Annotated in this window: 21 protein-coding genes and 1 other RNA gene; 5 read left to right on the top strand and 17 right to left on the bottom strand. The window is 25.9% G+C overall.

Features of this window, described 5'->3' with window-relative positions; translation table 11 throughout:
- Positions 1-13: 13 nt before the first annotated feature.
- From folE to AVENP_RS11600, 8 genes are all read right to left on the bottom strand, one after another.
- Positions 14-586 (bottom strand): GTP cyclohydrolase I FolE, encoded by a 573-nt coding sequence (gene folE / locus AVENP_RS11565; RefSeq protein WP_128359049.1) that lies wholly within the window; start codon positions 584-586, stop codon positions 14-16.
- Between the two features lie 39 nt (positions 587-625).
- Entirely contained in the window at positions 626-1,579 is a 954-nt protein-coding gene (gene corA / locus AVENP_RS11570) for a magnesium/cobalt transporter CorA (RefSeq protein WP_128359050.1), read from the bottom strand.
- A gap of 12 nt (positions 1,580-1,591) precedes the next feature.
- On the bottom strand, positions 1,592-2,782 hold the full coding sequence (locus AVENP_RS11575; protein WP_128359051.1) for a type II secretion system F family protein: 1,191 nt from the start codon (positions 2,780-2,782) through the stop codon (positions 1,592-1,594).
- On the bottom strand, positions 2,782-4,143 hold the full coding sequence (locus AVENP_RS11580) for a GspE/PulE family protein (RefSeq protein WP_128359052.1): 1,362 nt from the start codon (positions 4,141-4,143) through the stop codon (positions 2,782-2,784). Before AVENP_RS11580 ends, AVENP_RS11575 begins: the two co-directional genes overlap by 1 nt.
- Positions 4,115-4,816, bottom strand: coding sequence for a hypothetical protein (locus AVENP_RS11585; RefSeq protein ID WP_153802239.1), 702 nt, complete (start codon positions 4,814-4,816; stop codon positions 4,115-4,117). Before AVENP_RS11585 ends, AVENP_RS11580 begins: the two co-directional genes overlap by 29 nt.
- Positions 4,782-5,666, bottom strand: a complete 885-nt coding sequence (locus AVENP_RS11590) for a hypothetical protein (protein WP_128359054.1) — start codon at positions 5,664-5,666, stop codon at positions 4,782-4,784. Before AVENP_RS11590 ends, AVENP_RS11585 begins: the two co-directional genes overlap by 35 nt.
- Before the next feature lie 127 nt (positions 5,667-5,793).
- Positions 5,794-6,678: a GTPase Era gene (gene era / locus AVENP_RS11595; protein WP_128359055.1), complete on the bottom strand. Its 885-nt coding sequence runs from the start codon at positions 6,676-6,678 to the stop codon at positions 5,794-5,796.
- Positions 6,679-6,780: 102 nt separating this feature from the next.
- Complete coding sequence (locus tag AVENP_RS11600; protein WP_128359056.1) at positions 6,781-8,292, bottom strand: YifB family Mg chelatase-like AAA ATPase; 1,512 nt, start codon at positions 8,290-8,292, stop codon at positions 6,781-6,783.
- A 125-nt stretch (positions 8,293-8,417) separates the two neighbouring features.
- On the opposite strand from AVENP_RS11600, the gene AVENP_RS11605 reads away from it, so the two are divergent.
- The gene (locus AVENP_RS11605) at positions 8,418-8,798 is read left to right on the top strand and encodes a hypothetical protein (RefSeq protein WP_128359057.1); all 381 of its coding nucleotides are present in this window, start codon (positions 8,418-8,420) and stop codon (positions 8,796-8,798) included.
- A 22-nt stretch (positions 8,799-8,820) separates the two neighbouring features.
- On the opposite strand, the gene def is transcribed toward AVENP_RS11605, so the two are convergent.
- The 8 genes from def to AVENP_RS11645 all read right to left on the bottom strand — a co-directional run bounded on the left by def (position 8,821) and on the right by AVENP_RS11645 (position 16,116).
- Entirely contained in the window at positions 8,821-9,336 is a 516-nt protein-coding gene (def, locus tag AVENP_RS11610) for a peptide deformylase (RefSeq protein WP_128359058.1), read from the bottom strand.
- A gap of 12 nt (positions 9,337-9,348) precedes the next feature.
- Positions 9,349-9,933, bottom strand: a complete 585-nt coding sequence (clpP, locus tag AVENP_RS11615) for an ATP-dependent Clp endopeptidase proteolytic subunit ClpP (RefSeq protein WP_128359059.1) — start codon at positions 9,931-9,933, stop codon at positions 9,349-9,351.
- A gap of 16 nt (positions 9,934-9,949) precedes the next feature.
- Positions 9,950-11,251: a trigger factor gene (gene tig, locus AVENP_RS11620; protein ID WP_128359060.1), complete on the bottom strand. Its 1,302-nt coding sequence runs from the start codon at positions 11,249-11,251 to the stop codon at positions 9,950-9,952.
- Positions 11,252-11,393: 142 nt separating this feature from the next.
- On the bottom strand, positions 11,394-12,524 hold the full coding sequence (gene ppk2, locus AVENP_RS11625; protein ID WP_128359061.1) for a polyphosphate kinase 2: 1,131 nt from the start codon (positions 12,522-12,524) through the stop codon (positions 11,394-11,396).
- 3 nt (positions 12,525-12,527) lie between these two features.
- Positions 12,528-13,421: a polyphosphate kinase 2 gene (gene ppk2 / locus AVENP_RS11630; protein ID WP_430385360.1), complete on the bottom strand. Its 894-nt coding sequence runs from the start codon at positions 13,419-13,421 to the stop codon at positions 12,528-12,530.
- A gap of 53 nt (positions 13,422-13,474) precedes the next feature.
- The gene (nspC, locus tag AVENP_RS11635; RefSeq protein ID WP_128359063.1) at positions 13,475-14,623 is read right to left on the bottom strand and encodes a carboxynorspermidine decarboxylase; all 1,149 of its coding nucleotides are present in this window, start codon (positions 14,621-14,623) and stop codon (positions 13,475-13,477) included.
- Positions 14,613-14,777, bottom strand: a complete 165-nt coding sequence (gene rd / locus AVENP_RS11640) for a rubredoxin (protein ID WP_128359064.1) — start codon at positions 14,775-14,777, stop codon at positions 14,613-14,615. The genes nspC and rd overlap by 11 nt, the downstream gene beginning before the upstream one ends.
- 145 nt (positions 14,778-14,922) lie before the next feature.
- A complete protein-coding gene (locus AVENP_RS11645) occupies positions 14,923-16,116 on the bottom strand; it encodes a saccharopine dehydrogenase family protein (protein ID WP_128359065.1) in 1,194 nt (397 codons plus the stop codon).
- Positions 16,117-16,303: 187 nt separating this feature from the next.
- Here AVENP_RS11645 and ssrA point away from each other — a divergent pair.
- Positions 16,304-16,690, top strand: a transfer-messenger RNA (tmRNA) gene (gene ssrA, locus AVENP_RS11650).
- Between the two features lie 521 nt (positions 16,691-17,211).
- On the opposite strand, the gene AVENP_RS11655 is transcribed toward ssrA, so the two are convergent.
- Positions 17,212-19,038 (bottom strand): ATP-dependent nuclease, encoded by a 1,827-nt coding sequence (locus tag AVENP_RS11655; RefSeq protein WP_128359066.1) that lies wholly within the window; start codon positions 19,036-19,038, stop codon positions 17,212-17,214.
- Between the two features lie 423 nt (positions 19,039-19,461).
- Here AVENP_RS11655 and AVENP_RS11660 point away from each other — a divergent pair, with 423 nt between their 5' ends.
- Genes AVENP_RS11660 through AVENP_RS11670 form a run of 3 tightly spaced genes read left to right on the top strand, consistent with a single transcriptional unit; the run spans position 19,462 to position 20,139 of the window.
- Positions 19,462-19,632 (top strand): helix-turn-helix transcriptional regulator, encoded by a 171-nt coding sequence (locus AVENP_RS11660; RefSeq protein WP_128359067.1) that lies wholly within the window; start codon positions 19,462-19,464, stop codon positions 19,630-19,632.
- 50 nt (positions 19,633-19,682) lie between these two features.
- The gene (locus AVENP_RS11665) at positions 19,683-19,982 is read left to right on the top strand and encodes a nucleotidyltransferase family protein (protein WP_128359068.1); all 300 of its coding nucleotides are present in this window, start codon (positions 19,683-19,685) and stop codon (positions 19,980-19,982) included.
- Positions 19,975-20,139 carry a hypothetical protein gene (locus AVENP_RS11670; protein ID WP_153802240.1) on the top strand — a complete coding sequence of 55 codons (165 nt, stop codon included), beginning with the start codon at positions 19,975-19,977 and terminating at the stop codon, positions 20,137-20,139. The genes AVENP_RS11665 and AVENP_RS11670 overlap by 8 nt, the downstream gene beginning before the upstream one ends.
- Positions 20,140-20,156: the final 17 nt, after the last annotated feature.

Here is a 20,156-nt window from a genome sequence, read left to right on the forward strand (position 1 = left end):
TATAATATGGGATTTATTTATGAAGAGATTGAGCAACTATAGATAAAAACTCATCTTTTGTTGTTTTATTAGATTTAAATAATCCTCTTAATGCTGATGTAACAGTAGTTGAACAAATCTTTTCAACTCCTCTCATTTCCATACACATATGACGTGCATCAATCATAACAGCTACACCTTTTGGTTTTAAGTGTTCATTTAAAGCATCACAAATTTGCTCAGTTAATTGCTCTTGAATTTGTAATCTTCTTGCAAATATATCAACAACTCTTGGTATTTTTGACAAACCAATAACTTTTCCATTTGGAATATACGCAACATGTGCTTTTCCAATAATTGGCAACATATGATGTTCACATTGAGAATAGAACTCTATATCTTTTACCACAACCATTTCATCATTTGTTGAAGTAAAAAGAGCTTTTTCAATTATCTCTTTTGGGTCTTGTTTATAACCACTACACATAAACTCATAAGCTTTTCTTACTCTTTTTGGAGTATCAATTAAACCCTCTCTTGTTATGTCTTCTCCAACGTGCTCTAACATTTTTTTTATAGCATTTTCAAATTCTATTTCACTGCTCATTAATTATTTATCCTTTAATTTTTTATATTATTTCTAATATTAAATCCAACCTTTTTTCTTAAAAATTAAGATTGGTGTAATTGATGCAATTATCATAAATACAATAGATAATACATATCCATATTGCCAATGTAATTCAGGTATAAAATCAAAATTCATTCCATAAATACTTGCAATTAATGTTGGGGGAAGAAATATAACATTTACAATCGTAAATATTTTTATAACCTTATTTTGCTCAATACTTAAGATACCAATAAAGATATTTTGTAAGTAATCAAGTCTTTCAAAATTAAAATTTGTATGGTCAATTAATGACTTAATATCTTTTAACATAATTGGCAATTCTTGTTTATCATCCACAAATTTTTGTGATTTTAAAAGTGAATTTAATATTCTTTGTTTATCCGTTAAGTTCTCTCTAATTTTCATATTTAAATCTTCAAATGTAGAGATTTTTTCAAGAATTTCTTCATCATCATTTGAATAATCTGTAAATACGTGTTTTCTAATTTTTGTTATCTCTTTTGATAAATTTTCAATTGTATCTGCATCAGCATCAATTCTAATATCAATAATTTGACAAAAAATTGAGTAACCAGTTTTAAATTCTCTTGGTGAGATCAAAAGTTTTTTTGTAAAAGTATTAAATGTTTCTAATTTTTTATATCTAACTGAAATTAAAAGTGTTCCTTGTAAAATAAAAGAAACCGTTTCATTGAATGCTGATTTATTATCATTTATCAAGAAGTAACTATTTATTTCTATTCTATTATTTTCTTCCCAGTATCTAGAACTCAGCTCAATCTCTTCTGTCTCTTGTTTTGTGGGAAATTCCATATCAAACATACTTTCTACTGCTCTTATTTCCTCTAAGGTAGGAAGAAGCATATCAATCCAAATTACACTATTTTTATCTTCATTATTCTCAAAAACATCTACTCCCTCAATAACACTAAGTTTATTTCCTTTTTTGATGTAACAGTTAATCAAAGTAACTCCTTTTCAAACTTTTATCATATTTCCCATATCCCATATGGGTATAAAAATCCCCAACACAACCCAAAGTATTAAACCCATAATAACAATCAAAAATATTGGTTGTATCAGCGATGTGAGTAAATTTATATTATCATTAAATCTATTTTTGTAAATCTTTTTTATTTCCTCTATTGTAATACTCAAAGAGTTTGAAACTTCTCCTGTATTTATAAGATTTAAAACTACATCATCAAATATTTGTGTTTCTAAAAAAGAGTGATTGATACTTTTTCCATTTTGTAATAAATTATCAATCATGGATATTTTATCCAATAGATATTTGTTTTTTAATAAAATTTTTGAGGAAATGAAAGCTTTATGAAATTCATAATTTGATTTCAACATAATATCTATAACTAAAAAGAGTTTATATAATTGCATATTTAAATATATATCTTTTATTAAGAATATTTTTGAAATAAAAAGCTTATGAATAAAGTACTTAAAATGGACATTTCTCTTATATATTAAACTAAAAAATATAAAGAACCCAAGAAAAATAAAAAAAATAATTAAGGAATAGTTTTCAAAAATATATTGAGTTCTTAGTAACATTTTGGTTGCAAAAGGAAGTTCATTTGTTGTTTGTGCAAAAATCATTTGGAATTTTGGAATTACAAAAATAAATATTGATATTAAAGAGAAAATAAAAGAGATTATTAAAACAAGAGGATAAGCCATAGCTTTAAAAAAAGCTTTTTTTATTTCAAGATTTTCAAGTAACAAACTACTTAATGCTTTCATATTTAATGCAATATTTCCACTATCTTGGGATATTTTTAAAAAAGCTGGAATTAGATAATTTATTTTGAAATCGCTTAAATTCTCTTCTATCTCTTTTCCATTTGAAAGAGTATATTTTATAACTTTTAAGAATTCTAAAATATTTTTGTCTTTTTTATTTTTTATCAAAATATCAAGGGCGTCACTGATATTTATATTTGCTTGTAGCATTAGATTTAATTCATAAAAAAGCAAATTTAGTTTTTTTTCATTTACTCTTTTTTTTATAAAAAATTCAAATTCAAAATAGTTTTTATTCTCTTTTATTTCAATTATATTTGAGGGTAAAATCTCATTTGCTAGATTTTTTGTTTCTAAAATCAGCTCTTTTATTTCGTTTTTATCTTGATACTTTATTTTATATTTTTTCATCAAAAGCTTGCAACTTTATAAACTTCTTCAAGTGAGGTCTGATTTTGTTCTACTTTTTGTTTGCCATCATCTAAAATAGTTTTGAAATTTATTCTTGTAAGATAATTTTTCAGCTCATTTATATCTGATTTTTTAAATATCATTGAAGATATTGTCTCATCCACTTTTAAAATCTCAGCTATTGTTGACCTATCATAATATTTTGTATAGTTACACTTTGGGCACCCAACTGAGCCACAAAATTTACAATAATTCAAGACTAATCTTTGAGCCATTACAAGTTTTAAAGTACTTGAGATTAAAAAAGGATCAGCTTGTAAGTCTATTAGTCTAAGAATCGTCTCAACAGCACTATTAGCATGAATACTAGCAATCACTAAATGTCCAGTCAAAGATGCTTGTAAGGCAATATCTAAAGAGAACTTATCTCTAATTTCTCCAATAAAAATGATGTCAGGATCTTGACGCAAGATATTTTTTAATACAAGTTCAAAGCTCAGACCAATTTTACTATTAATTGGAATTTGACAAATAGAATCAATTTTATATTCAATTGGATCTTCAACTGTAATTATCTTTTTTTCTTCACTATCTAACTCTTGTAAAATTGAATATAAAGTTGTAGTTTTTCCACTTCCTGTGGGTCCTGAAATCAAAATCAAACCTTGGGTTAATTTTAGGGTTTTATTTAAAATTTCAAGTAAGTTAGTGGATAAACCTAAAGTTTGCAGATTTTTATTTATATTTTTATTATCCAAAATTCTTAAAACTATAGATTCAGCTTCAAGGGTTGGCATGGAAGAAACTCTAAAATCATATTTCTTATTTTCTATATTTAAAGAAAATCTGCCATCAAGAGGAAGACGAACTTGTGTCATATCTAAATTTGAAATTAATTTAATATAAGAGGAAATTAGTTTAAAAAACTCGCAACTAAAAGCAAAAAAAGTTTTTAATCTTCCATCAATTCTAAATTTAAATAAAACCAACTCTTTATATTGTTCAATATGAATATCGCTTGCTCGTAAATCTATAGAAAATGAAATTAACTCTTCTAAAAACTTATCAATATATTTTTCAAAACTATTTTGTGAAATTGCTTTAAAAGCATAAGAATATAATAAAATCTTTTTATTTATGTGACTTAATAAAAAAAGAAGTTCGAACTCATCTATTTGTACAAAACTAAGTACTTTATTAAAATCATTTTTTATTGTTTCTACTTTTGAACTTTTACAAACAGCAACTTTTATACTTATATCATTTTCATAAATTGGAAGAATCTTATTATTTATAAAGTAATTTTTATCATACTTTTCAAATAAGGAATAATCAATTAAGCTTTTTAAGATAGTCTTCATTTTCTAACTCTAATTTTATTTTTCTATTCTCATTTTCTAACACTATATAATTCCTTTCAATTTTTGTAAGTTTAAAATCATCAATCTTTTCATCTTTTTTAACCCAAGTATCATTTATAAAAGCATAGTCTGAGATGATTCCATTTATTTTATATTCTATTGATTTTTCATTATTTGTTTGTATTTTAGGTTTTATCTCTTTGATTATTTGTTTTTCTGTTTTTTTGATATAAAACTTATTTAAATCAACATTTACTTCAAATAGATAATTTTCTGAATCTTGTTTATTTAGTGTAAAAAAAGTTATATTTGTAAAGTTATTAAGAGTTTCAATTGTTGTAATAAATCTTTCTATATCTCCAATTTTTGCTTTTGCTTTAATAAAAAGCACTTTTTTATTATTTGTAATATTGAATATGACTATTTGATTTTTTAAAGCATAATCTTGAAGATTTGAAGAAAAATCCAAAAAAGACTCATTAAACTCTTTTTTAGAATATTCATCAAAATTTATATTGGATTTCATTTGTAAATCATCTTTTACATATATTGAACAAAGATAATAAACAAAATATAAAAGCAATAATGGTAGTAAGAATAACTCAATTTTAGTTTTTATACTACTAGAAGTAAATTTTTTATTTAGAAAATTTAACATAAATTGTCGATTCATAAATTTTTTCATTTTCAAAATAGTTTAAATCATGAGAAATTAATCTTGTTTTTAATTCATTAAAAAAAGAGTAAATATCAGATTTTGAACTTGAACAAATAACTACTTTTGCTTTATCAACTCTATATTCAAAGGTTTTCAAATTTAAATTGTATTTTTGTGCTAAATTCATAAATTCACTAAAATCAGAGGAAAAAGAGACAAAATAATGCTCATTTTTTATTTTTTCTATACTATTTTGAGAATTTACTTCATTGAAGTTTTCACTATTCTTTTTATAACTTATATAGAAATATATAGAGAAAAGTATAAGTATTAAAATATATATTAAATAAATTCCAAAAGAAAAATCTTTTTTGCTATTAAAATTTAAAAGCTCATTTTTAAATGATTTTTCTAAATAACTATTTTTCAACTCTTCTAAATATATTTCATCAATAATTTTAAAAGTATCCACTTTTATAGAAAAAATCTTATTTATATATTCAACTAAATCATCAACTAAAATTTCAGATTCCAAGGTTTGATAATAGTAAAACTTTCCATTTTTATATAAACAAAAGAACTCTTTTGTAATGTATAAATCAAAACTTGCTAAGTCTTTTTTGTTTATGTAAAACTGGTTAAATATTTGAAATATTGTATGTTTATAATTATTTGGGAAAATAAGAATTTGGTATTGTTTTAGTTCATTAATGAAATTTATATGTACAAAATCATCTTTATTAATATTGTGTTTATTTAATTTAAGTGAAGTAAAAATAAATTTTTTTATATTTTTATTATCTATCTCTTCAGAAACATCAATTGCAATAGATTTTATTTTATTTGAAAGAATAAAATTTAACATATAAATCCAACTTAATATAATATTTTTTATTATTAAGTTAGTATATAAAATTATTGCTTAAATTAATTAGTAAAATTTAAAATTATTTAGTTGTAATAAAATAAGTAAAAAGAGGGGGATTCCTCTTTTAGAAAGTCACATCGTAACCTAATTCTTTTAAACCTTGTCTATTTTTTGTCCAACCTTTTTTGATTGAAACAAAAAGTTCAAGATAACATTTTTTGCCAGTTAATTTTTCAATTTTAAGTCTTGCATCTTTTCCTATTCTTTTAATAGCTGTCGCATCTTTTCCAATAATCATACCTTTTTGAGTACCTTTTTGTACAATTATTGTAGCTTTAATAACATCAACCCCTGGCTTTTCATCAACTTTATTTATCATAACATCAGTTTCATAAGGTATTTCATCACTAATATTATCAAAAATTGACTCTCTAATAAATTCTTTAAAAAGATCTCTCAAATGTTCAGTTGTCATAATTTCAGGGTCAAATAAATAAGGATGAACAGGCAGATGTTTTACAACATCATTTAATATATCAGATTGTTTTGTCTGTTTTTTAATTGAAATTGGAATAATTGCTTCATATTTATCACTATATTTTTCATATTCTTTCATTTTTTCTAAAACTTCAGCATTTGATACAAAATCTATTTTTGTAAGTAATAAAATATGTTTTACACCTTTTTTATTTTTTACTAAGAAATCTTCATAGTGTGAGACTTTGTCTGTAACTGGTGCTAAAAATAAAATTAAATCACAATCACCCATAGCTTTTAATGCTTCATCAAGCATAAATTGATTTAATAGTTTTTCTGTTTCGTGGATACCAGGAGTATCCACAAATACAATTTGATCATCATTGTGCATTACAATAATATTTGATCTTTTTCTTGTGGCATTTGCTTTATGTGAAACCATCGCAATTTTTTCGCCAACAAGCCAATTTAAAAGTGAACTTTTACCCGCATTTGGTCTTCCTACTACTGATACGTATCCGCATTTTGTCATTTTTATCCCTTTGTAATCAATACGAAGTTTTTCTTCGCAAAATCTAATTTTTTGCATTATACAATAAAAATAGACTTTTTAAAAACTATCTCTAAGTTTGATTTATCTTCTTCTAAAATTTAAGCTTTGCAATAAATCATTTTTTTTAATAATCTCATTATCATTTAAGTCAGATATAGTTCTTGCAACTTTTAAAACTTTGTTTATACTTCTAAATGAGAGTTGATAATTTATTCTTGCTTTTTCAAGAATAACTTTTGATTCCTCATCTAAAATACAATACTTTTTTATCTCTTCTTCATTTAGTTTTCCATTTAACTCTTTTTGTCCTCTATTTTTTTGTTTTATGAAAGCTTTTAAAATATTTGAATGAAGCTCTTTTGAACTTACAATATTTTTGTTATCACTAAAACTATCATTCATAACTACATATAAATCAATTCTATCTAAGAAGGGTTCACTCAATCTATTTTTATATCTTTGAATTTCTAGTTCATTACATCTACACTCTTTCAAACTTGAAAGTAAATTCCCACAAGGACATGGATTCATAGCAGCAATAAAAATAAATTTAGTTTCATACATGATTTTACTATTTACCCTTGAAATTAAAATCTTGTTATCTTCAAGTGGTTCTCTTAATGCTTCTAAAATTGATTTTGAAAAGTGTGGTAATTCGTCAAAAAATAAAATTCCGTTGTTGCTTAAAGCAATTTCTCCCATTTTTGCATTTACACTTCCCCCTCCAAAAATTGAGGATTTTGTGGAACTGTGATGTGGCGAGCGAAAAGCTCTAATTGGAGAAAAATCAACCTCTTTAAAATCCAAAGCTTGGAGTTTTGCTTTTTCTAAAATCTCTTCCAAACTCATAGGAGGCATAATATATTGTAATCTTTTAGAAATCATAGATTTCCCACAGCCAGGACTTCCCTCAAAAATTATATTATGATTTCCTGCTGCACTTATTAAGGCTGCATATTTAGCCATCTCTTGACCAATAACATCAGAAAAATCATCTTTATAGATTGTCTCATAATAAAATTTTTCATCCTTTATTTTTAGTGTTTTATACTCTAAAATCTTTTTTTGGAATAAAAAGTTCTCTTTATTTTTTGATTTAGTAAAAGTTATTGCTTCTTCTAGATTTTTTACTTTGTATATTTCTAAATTTGGAATATTTGATAATTTTTCTGCACTTATTTCACATACCAAAACTTTTTTAATAATATTTTGTTTTACAAGAGATAAAATAATTGGAAAAATAGAACTAGTATCTTTTATATTTCCATCAAGTGCCAGCTCGCCAAAAAAATATATATCTTCAAAATCAATATTTTTTTCTTCAAAAAGTGCAATTTGTAAAGCAATTGCTAAATCAAAATGAGTTCCTTTCTTATTTATTTCAGAAGGTGAAAGATTTACTGTAATTTTTAGTGGTGGAAATTTAAAGCCATTTGTTAGAAGTGCAGATTTTACTCTATCTTTTGACTCGCTAATACTAGTACTTATCATTCCTACTATTGTGAAGGTTGGTAAGCCTTTTGTAAATGTTGATTCAACGTCAATACTAATTGCATCTAATGTCTCAAGGGAAGCTGATTTTATAATTTTCATAATTGATACCATTTAATAATATAATAAAAAAATATATTATCTTTATTTTAATTAAAGAGCAAATGACTAAATGCACTTTTTAACTTCACTTGCTATAATAGGCAAAAAATTAGGATTATTAAAAAATGTCATCACTTATAAATTGCCCAGAGTGCAATCATGAAATATTATCAAGATTAGGAACAGTTTGTCCAGAATGTGGATATACAGTAGGATATTTTAATGGAGATAAAAAAAGAAAAATTTATGGTAAATTTTTTGCTTTAACAGTTTTTGTTCCATTTATATCATTTATAACAATATTATTCGCTTCACAAAACAAATATAGTATGTATGTGGGAATAGCTTTTTTCTTTTATTTAGCTATTAAATCTTGCCCTTTATTATTTAAAGATATTTTTCTTACAAAATTTGAAAAAGTATTTTTTTGGGGAATTTGGATTATTGCAAATAGTTTAATATTTTCAATGATTTTTAATGTATTAAGAAAGGGTTTTGAAGGTTAAAAAAAAAGTAAAGATATAAGATTTATCTTTTATCTTTTAACTTTTTTTTCCACTCTTTTTCGAATTTTTTTCTTTTGATTATTGATAAATTTTCAATAAATAAATGCCCTGAAAGATGCTCCATTTCATGTTGCCATGCAACGGCTAAGAAATCTTCACATTCCATTATTTGTTTATTTCCATCTCTATCAAAATATTCAACTATAATATGTTGTGCTCTTGTTACATCTTCTGAATAACCTGGAACACTTAAACAACCCTCAGTAAATATCTGGCTCCCATCTTTATGAGTAATTACAGGATTAATAGCTTCTATTAATTCATCTTTTTCTTGAATGTCTTCTTCATTTGGAAGATTTATAATTAATACATTTGAAGGAATTGATATTTGAATTGCTGCTAGTCCAACACCACCTTCAGCCATCATAGTATCATACATATCATCTAAAAGAGTGTGCAATTCAGCGTCGAATTGCTCCACATCTTTTGACTTTAATCGAAGTAATTTATTTGGATAAGTTATAACTTCTCTAATCATTAATAATATTCTTTATTTATGTTTTGCTATAACTTCATCAATTAAACCATAAGCACAAGCTTCAGTAGCACTCATGAAATTATCTCTATCCGTATCTTTTTCAATTTTAGCAAGGTCTTGCCCTGTTTGATCAGCAATAATAGCATTTAAAGAATCTTTCATTCTTTGAATTTCTTTTGCTTGAATTTGAATATCAGTTGATTGCCCTTGAGCTCCACCTGATGGTTGATGGATCATTATTCTAGAATTAGGTAAAGAGTATCTTTTTCCTTTTGTTCCAGCAGATAATAAAAATGCTCCCATAGATGCAGCTTGACCTATACAAATAGTACAAACATCAGGTTTGATATAATTCATAGTATCATAAATTGACATACCACTTGTAATTACTCCACCTGGAGAGTTGATATATAAATAGATATCTTTATCTGGATCTTCAGCTTCTAAAAAAAGTAATTGTGCAACAACTGTAGAAGCTACTGCATCATTTACCTCTCCACTTAACATAATAATTCTATCTTTAAGAAGTCTTGAATAAATATCGTAACTTCTTTCCCCTCGTCCACTTTTCTCAACTACATATGGTATATAACTCATAATCAATCCTATCTTATTATTTTCCTAATTTTTCATCTAATAATTTAGATATAACTTTCTCTTCAATCATAGACATTTTAATTGCAGGTAGGTATCCAGCTTCTTGGTATTGTTTTACAACATCTTGTGGATTTTGTCCCATTTGCATTGCCTCATAATAAAGAACTTGCATAACTTCTTGATCAGACACTTCTACATTTTCAGCTTTTGCTAACGCATCAATAATGAATGTAGCTTTTACAGAATTAACTGCATCTTCTTTTAATTCATTTCTGATTTCTTCAACTTTAGATTCATCTTCTCTTAATACAGAAATTTCTTCTTCAGTCATTGTTCTTACTTTATTATTTAAAGCATAATTAATCTCTTGATCAACTACAGAATTTGGTAATGCAAATTCTATTCTCTCAACTAAAGTTTCTAAATATGCAGGTTTTAATTCTTCTCTATAATATTTACTCATAGATTCTGCTTTGATTTGCTCTTTAATTTTTTCTCTTAAAGTGTCAATTGTTACATTTTCTTCACCTGGTAACATTTTTTGTGCAAATTCGTCATTTAATTCAGCTGCAGCTTTTTCTTGAATTTCATGTAAAGTTACTTTAAATGTAGCTTCTTTTCCAGCTAAGTTTTTTGCTTGATAAGATTCTGGGAAAGTTACAACGATATCTTTTTGTTCTTCATATTTCATACCAATAACTTGTTCTTCAAATCCTGGAATAAATGAACCAGAACCTATTTGTAATGGATATTTGTCAGCTTTTCCACCTTCAAATGCAATACCATCAACAAAACCTTCAAAATCGATAACAGCATGGTCACCATCTTTTGCAGCTCTTTTTCTTGCAATTTTTTCTAATGGTGCAGAAGATTTAGCAATTTCTTCTAATCTTGCATCAATATCTTTTACGTCTATTTCTTTATCTTCAACTGCTGGAATTAAAGATTTATAATCACCTAAATCAATAATTGGTTTACAAGCAACAGAAATTTCTATCTCAATAGAACCATCTTCTTTTTTATCAAATTTTGAAATTGTTGGCTCACCAATTAAATCAGCATTAGCAATATTTAATTCTTTTAAAGCATCATTTAAAATTTTTCTTAAAGCATCTGCTTCTGCATCTTCTCTTAATTTATCTGCAAATCTTTGTTTTACAACAGCTACAGGAACTTTTCCTTTTCTAAAACCTTGAACATTCATAGTTTTAGCAGCTTGTTTTGCTACTTTATCTAAATTTGCTTCTATTACTTCTTTTGCGATAGTTGCAGTTATTACAGCATTTGCACCATCAACTCTATTTGCGCTAAATTCCATTAAATTTACTCCGATTGTTATAATTTTAACGCTGATTTTAGCTAAATATTACTAAGTCTTTAATAAAACATTGATTTTTAAGAGTGTTGATAAAAGATTTATATGAGTTTTTTGTTGTTTTTAGTATAAAAAATCAAAAGATTTAATAATCTTTTGATTTTCTCATTTGAAGAAGTTCTTTCTGAACAGAGATATTAATCTCTTCATTTGCATCGAAATCTAGTGAATAATTTCGTCCATCATAATCAACAGAATTTAAAATTATTTTCATAGCTTCAAGTCTAGCTTTGTGTTTATCATCACTTCTTACTATATGCCAAGGTGCAGATCTTGAAGTTGTACGTCTTAACATCTCATATTTTTTTTCTGAGAATTCATCCCACAAATCTTGAGCTTGCATATCAACTTCAGAGAATTTCCATTGTCTTAATGGATCTTCAATTCTTCTATCAAATCTTCTTTTTTGTTCTTCTTTTGAAACAGAAAAATATAGTTTAATTAGAATCATTCCTTGTCTAACTAAATCTTGCTCGAAATTAACAATATCTTCCATAAATATTTCATGTTCTTCAGGTGTACAAAATCCAAAAATTGGTTCAACCATCGCTCTATTATACCAAGATCTGTCAAATAGAACTATCTCTCCACCTGTTGGAAAATGTTCAATATATCTTTGTAAAAACCACTCATTTTTTTGTGTTTCAGTTGGTTTCCCAAGGGCTACTACTCTATAGTGTTTATTATTCATATATCTAGTTATTCTTCTAATCGCTCCACCTTTTCCAGAAGCATCTCTTCCTTCAAAGATAATAATCATTCTTTTATTCTCTTTTTCAAGCCAATTTTGAAGTTTTATTAACTCAATTTGATATTTTTTCAAAGCATCTAAATCATAAATTTTTTGAACTCCTTCAGATAAAACATGAGAGTTTAATTTTTTATAATCACCTATAATTGATTTTAATAATTCATTTTCTTCTTGTAATTTTTTTAAAATTTCATTATCTTTAGCTAACAAGTTATTTTCCTGTAAATTAATTTTTTCTTCAACTATTTCTTCGGATTTTTCTAAAATAGACTCTTTAAATGATTTTAGTAACTCAAATGCATCTTTTCTAGTTAAATTATCTTTTTTTGAATAACCTAATACTTTTACATATCTCTTTTTATCATGCTGAAATCTTGCTATATATTTATTCCCATATTCAGGATGACTCTCTTTAGAGATATACAATCCACTATAATTTGTTCTTTCAAAATCACCTAAATTCATCTATTATAACCTCGCAAATTTATTGTCTTGTTCCATATTTTCTATTTCTTCTGTTCCACTAATTAATATCTCATTTTCAATTTCAAATAGATTTTCATCAGTTTTATTTACATAATTCACTTGAGATAAAATATGTCTTATACAATTTAATCTAGCTCTTTTTTTATTATCACTCTTAATTACAGTCCAAGGAGCAAGATCTGTATTAGAAGCCATTAACATTGAAAATTTTGCAATTGTGTATTTATCCCATAAATTTTGAGACTCTTTATCTACAGGAGAGAGTTTATACTGTTTTAGAGGGTCAATCTCTCTTTTTTTAAATCTGCTTAATTGTTCTTTCTTAGAAACTGAAAAATAAAATTTAAATAAAATAATTCCAGATTTTACTAACATTTTTTCAAATTCAGGAACTTCTCTTAAAAATTCATGGTGTTCTTCAGTTGTACAAAATCCCATAACAGGCTCAACACCTGCTCTGTTATACCAAGATCTATCAAATAAAACTATTTCACCTGAACTTGGAAGATATTGAGTATATCTTTGAAAATACCATTGAGTTCTTTCTATATCACTAGGTTTTTCTAAAGCAACAACTCTTGCCCCCCTAGGATTTAGATGTTCGGTGATTCTTTTAATAGTTCCACCTTTTCCAGCAGCATCTCTACCTTCAAAAATCATCAAAATCTTTAAACCTTCTTCTTTAACATGATTTTGAAGTTTTAAAAGTTCAATTTGAAGTTTTGTTAACTCTTTTTCGTACTCTAAAGTTTCTTCTCGTACCCAAATCTGAACTTTTTTAATTCCGTTTTCTTCTTTTTTTTCTAGCTCTTCTTTTTTTCTATTTTTATTTTTATAATTATGTTTTATTGGTTTCTTACTATCAATAACTTCCATATCTGAAAATTCATGATCAATAATATTTCTTTCCTGTCCAGTCATTTAATCTCCTATGAAAGTCTCATTTTGTAATCATTATAACCAAAGTTTTTTACAATTTGATAACATTCATCATTATGTTTTATTACAATTGATGGTAATTTTATACCATTAAAAGTTGTAGTTTTAACCATTGTGTAATGAATCATATCTTCAAAAATGATTTTATCCCCTACTTCTAAAGGTTCATCAAAAGAATAATCTCCAATAATATCTCCAGCTAAACAAGTATTTCCACCTAATCTATAAGTATACTTTTTTTCACCTGCAAGGCCTGAGTTTCTTACCATTGCTCGATATGGCATTGCAAGAGTATCAGGCATGTGAGCTTCAGCTGATGTGTCTAAAATAACTAAATCCATACCATTATTTATTACATCAAGAACAGTTCCTACTAAATATCCAGTTTGCCAACCTATAGCTTCACCTGGTTCTAGATAAACTTTTAGATGTGGGTATCTTGATTTAAAATCTTTTAAAAGTTTAATTAAGCCCTCAACATCATAATCAGCTCTTGTGATATGATGACCACCACCAAAATTTACCCATTTTAACTTGTCGAAATATTGAGAGAATTTCTCTTCAAAAGCTGCTAATGCACCTTCAAGTGCATCAACATTTTGTTCACAAAGTGCATGAAAATGGAAACCATCTAAATACTCTAATAAAGACTCATCAAAATTTGCTTTTGTTGTTCCCATTCTTGAAAATGGTGCACAAGGATTATATAAATTTACTTCAACAGATGAGTATTCAGGATTTAATCTAATTCCTAATGATGTTTTTCCATAAGCTTTATCTTTATATCTTTTTAATTGATTAAAAGAGTTAAAAACAACATGATTTGATATTGAAATAATCTCATCTATTTCATCATCTTTAAAAGCAGCAGAATAAGTGTGAACTTCTCCACCAAACTCTTCTTTTGCTAAGATTGCTTCATGAAGTCCAGATGCACAACATCCTTTTAGATATTTTTTGCATAAATCAAAAGTTGACCACATTGCAAAACCTTTTAATGCTAAAAGAATATTTACATCTGCCTCATCTTGGATTCTTTTTAGAAGAATTAAGTTTTTTTCTAAAAGTTTTTCTTCACATACAAAACTTGGACTTGGTAGTTTATCAAAACTATCTACTATTATATTATTAGTCTTCAAGTGGCTCAAAATCCTCTTTACTTACACCACAATCTGGGCATTCCCAATCTTCTGGTAAATCTTCAAATGCAGTACCTGCCTCAATTCCTGAATCAGGATTACCAATAGCTGGATCATAAATATAATCACACGCTGTACAAATATATTTTTTCATCACAAACTCCTCTTATTAAAATAGATAAATTAAAAGATTTTTTTCATAATCAAGGCGGAAGAGAAATTTTACAAAGGAGTTTACATTAGTAAATGAGTTTGTAAAATCTTCTATTCCAACGCTAAGTATGGAAAAAAGAATTAATTTATAGTTCTACAATTTTCCAAGGAAGACCTTGAGTCATTAATTCTTCCATAAATGGTTTTGCATCAAATTCTTCTATGTTAAATACACCTTTATTTTTCCAAATGCCTTTGTAAAGTAATTTAGAACCAATCATTGCAGGAACTCCTGTAGTATAACTTACAGCTTGTGCTCCTGTTTCTTTATAACACTCTTGGTGGTCACAAATATTGTAGATGTAAACTTTTTTTGCTTTTCCATCTTTAATACCTTCGATAATACAACCGATATTTGTTTTTCCAACAGTTCTTGGCCCAAGGCTTGCAGGATCTGGTAATAATGTAGTTAAGAATTCAATTGGAGTAATCATTACACCTTTATGCATAACTGGCTCAATTCCTAACATTCCAACATTTTGTAAACAATTCATGTGTTGAATATAAGCATCTCCAAATGTCATAAAGAATCTAATTCTTTTTAAACCTTTGATATTTTTAACTAATGATTCTAACTCTTCGTGGTATAAAAGATAAGAAGCTTTTACTCCAACTTCTGGATAATCATGGTCAACTCTGATTTCTAAAGGCGTAGTTTCAATCCATTGTCCATTTTCCCAATATCTACCATTTGCAGATACTTCTCTTAGGTTAATTTCTGGATTAAAGTTTGTAGCAAATTTGTAACCATGGTCACCAGCATTACAATCCATAATATCTATAGTGTGAATTTCATCAAAAAGATTTTGTTGAGCATAAGCACAAAATACTCCAGTTACACCTGGGTCAAAACCTGAACCTAATAATCCCATGATTCCAGCTTCTTTGAATTGGTCATTTCTTGCCCATTGTAATTTATATTCAAATTTTGCTTCATCAGGATGTTCGTAGTTTGCAGTATCTACATAATCAACTCCACATTTTGTACAAGCGTCCATAATTGTTAAATCTTGATAAGGTAACGCTACATTTAGTACTAATTTTGGATTTACTTTTTGAATTAATTTTGCTAATTCATCTACATTATCAGCATCAACAGAAGCTACATCAATTTGTACTCCTTGATTTTTTAAAATATCAGCAGCAATAGATTCACATTTTGAAACTGTTCTTGATGCTAATGTAATCTTTTCAAAAGTGTCGATGTTCATTGCACATTTAACAGTGGCTACTCTACTAACTCCACCTGCTCCGATAATTAAAATACCTTTTTTACTCATTATTCACTCCGATATATTTTTATGTATTTATTGTACTATTTTTAAATATAAGAATGGATAAAATAGTTTAAAATTACCATTTAGTAACAATTTGATTACAATTAACATTGATTTTAAATGGTTGTGGTCAAGAATTTAAATATGCTTTTAATATTAAATGATTATAATTCCAAATGTAAATACTTATGGGGAAGTTTTGGCTTCGATTAGAGTATTTTGATTTTAGTTGCATGTCGGTCTGAGCATATCGTTAATCGGCTCAAAAAAATGTTTAAATGCAAACAATAACACATATATGCCTCAAAGGGTTGCAGCTTAATTAGCTCCCCTGTTTCTTAATTGAAACGGGCATTGCTTCACCTACAGATTAGCTGTTAGAGTAGGGTTTGAAGTATAACAAAACAAACAGATATATCTTGATAATTATCTTTTAAGTCAAGACTAATAAATAAAAGATCGTTTATTTAAAGTTTAGTTGTACTTTATTTAAATTAAATCAAACTACTAAAAAGCATGTATAGATATTAAAGTCAAATATTTTAAGACACGGGTTCGAACCCCGTCTTCTCCACCAATACACAATCCAAAAAAAACTTAAAAAATCTAAAAAGTACCAAAAATTGCCACTTTTTACCTCTTTTATAAACAATACCGTACAATCAATAATCAGTTCTAAAACTTTTAGGGATATATTAATTTTAAAAACAAACAATGGATAATTCCAGTTCTTAGAATTAAAACAAAAACAAAATTTATATTTTCATTTGTAAATCAAGTAATTGAGATATTAATAGAAGTGCAATAATTCATGGGAATTGGTAAATATGTATTTCCAAGCTTTAGAAGTTAAGATAGACCTATGAGTGATAATACACTAATTAGAGCATTAAGAAGAATGGGCTATACAAAAAGAGCAATGTTTTCAACAATAGCCTATGAAAATATAAATAAAAACCAATGAAGTAGTGTGAAGTTATCAAAGCTTTATTAGCTCATAAAGAGACTAATAAAGTTAAAGAGGCTTATAATAGAGAAACTTATAAAGATGGAATGAGAAAATTAATTAATTAATTAATTATCTTTCAAAGCTATAGTTTATATTAATTTTAACTTTAAATTTTTTATAAGTTCATCAAATAATGGAAAATTAGATTTCCAACTAGACTTTTGGAATTTTATTTCTTCAGAAACAAAAATCTTAAAATTATCAATAATAAATTTTAGTTGTTTTTTATCCTCTTTTAGTTCTTCTCGATTTTTAATTAGATATATTTTTATTTGTTCTACAATTGGCTTAGATTCATCTATCTCTAAAGAGATATCATCACCATAACTTTTTTTATAAAATTCATTAAATTTCCCCTGAATAAAATTCTTTCCTAAAAAATCTTCAATTGTACAATCACTAATTGCTTTAGGTACAAGGTCATTTAACGTGTAAACATTTCCAGAATTAAATATTCCTCTTAGTTCTAAAATATTTTCTTTATATTTATTTCCATCTTTATCCCCATCAACTAAAACCATAATATCTATTTCTTCTTGATTAAACTTTGAAGCTACTAATGTGATATTACTCCCCCGACTATTTGTTATTCCACATTCTATTTTTTCCATTTCAAATAATTTGTATAAAATTAATCTATCAGAAGCTCCCTCTACTAACAACCTTTTAGATACTAATAAGTCTTTAAAAATATTAATTCCAAAAGCTTCAAATAAAACTTCATCGTCTCTAAGATCATCATATGAATTAATTCTTTTTTTTATTGTATTTGCAAATTTATCTTTTTTTATTATTATATGCCTTTCTTTGTTTATTTGATCAATAATAAAAGGAGAATGAGTAGATACAAATAGAAAATTATATTTTCCTATTTCAAGCAATTCTTTTCCCAAATCTCTAATTCCAGAAGGATGTAAATGAATTTCAGGTTCATCAATTAATATTAATCTATTAATTTTATCATTTTCTTTTGTTTCGATTGATAAAGATAATATCAAGGAAATAAATTGTTTGAAACCATCACTTCTGGTTGACATATTATAAAAATTGTGTTTATTTTCTTCTCCATCATCTTTTATAGAAATACTACAAATTTTACTATCTGAAATATCCATTTCAAATATTATATTATGATTCCATATTTTTTTTACATACTCCGTTGTTTTAGTTGATAATTTACTTTTCAATCTACTTACAATTTGTCTATTACCTAAAGAATTAATAGTAATATTTATTTCTTCGTATGTTTTATAACCAGCAAGTGTAAAAATATTTTTTAAAGGAATATTACTATCTGGATTTTTTTGAAAATCTTTTAAATTAACCTCTGATATTAAATATTCATCTGAAGGTCTCCAAAAGGAAACTAATGGCTCATTTTGTTCGATAATTTCAAATATTAAATCATTAAAATGCTTTAAAATTTCTTCTTCCGTTACTAACTCTGAATCAACTGTATGATAATCAAACAATTCAAATACTTGAGGTTCAAGTTTTTTAAGATACAAATTCTTATTCAAAACTTTTAATTTATAATTATACATATATTCAAATTCAATAGAATCATTTTTCATGAAAACATTTTTTTCAATATCAATTATTTCAAATTCTAATTTATATTTACCAATAATTTTTTCATTAATCTTTTTTAAATAAATATCCTTATTTTCAAATTTTAGAAAATAATATAAATCTATAAATTCTTTATCTTCATTTTTTTGATTACTTAAAAAAAAATAATCATTATCCTTGTTTGCAGGACAATTAAAATATGATAATGCTTTTAAAATATTAGTTTTACCAACTTCATTAAGCCCTATAAAATAAGTAGTGTAACTATCAGCAATTTTTTTAACATCGATTTCTAAACTATTTATAGACTTAAAATTTTCAATTAATACCTTTTCCAGAATCATATTTCTCCAATTATAATAATATTTTTTGAAAACTATTATAACTTAAAATATATTGAATTATCTCAAGAAGTTGTAAATTATAACGAACATAATAATTCAAGGTAAAGTAATAGATTGCTACGAAGAACCAATCTACATAAATAAAGAATTAGGTGCTGTGCAATTACTAGCAAATCAAAAGTTAAATAATGGTGTTTCAAAAAAAGAATTAGTTGATATAACAATATATGAAATATATAAATAAAACTTTGCCACTATCAAAAAAAGATAAATACTTTAATGCTTGGTATTGCAAACATAGGATTATTAGATTTAATTGTAGTAGAACTTTAGCACCACTAAGCCTATATAGACTACTACATGAAAAGTATATACAGATAAAAGGGGAACCATCCCTTAAACAGTGAAAGGAAAATAAAAACAATGACTAATTTTTTGAGAATAGTAGATGTTATGAAAAAAACAGGAATAGCAAAAAGTACAATTTGGTTATGGATTAGTGAGGGCAAATTTCCTAAACCTATTAAATTAAGTCCTATAATTACAATTTGGGAAGAAGAAAAAGTTGATAACTGGATGAAAGAAAAGTTGTAAAATATTTTATGATATAATCTTATAGAATAAATTTTAAAGGAGATATAACGATGTCAAAACCAATTGATAAAACAAATATCTTAAATTATTTAAAAGAGCATTATTCTGAATTCAAAAATAAATATAATGTTGAACAGATAGGACTATTTGGAAGTTATGCAAGAGATGAAGCGACAGAAAATAGCGATATAGATATTTTTGTAAAAATGAAACCATCATTATTTGATATGGTAGCAATAAAAGAACAAATAGAAAATGACTTGGATAGAAAAGTAGATATTATAAGAGAACATAAAAATATTAAACCAATATTTCTTAAAATGATTCAAAAAGATTTAATATATGCATAATGAACAAAAAGAGATGATTATTTCTACACTTGAAGATATTAAATACTATTTAGAACTAATTCAAAAAAGAGCAAAAAATATCAATTCAAGTGATGATTTCTTAGAAAATGAAAACGGACTTGAAACTACAATTAAAATAATAAAAGATATAAAATAAAAATTTATTTTGATAGA

The organism is Arcobacter venerupis, from assembly GCF_013201665.1.
Taxonomy (GTDB): Bacteria; Campylobacterota; Campylobacteria; order Campylobacterales; family Arcobacteraceae; genus Aliarcobacter; species Aliarcobacter venerupis.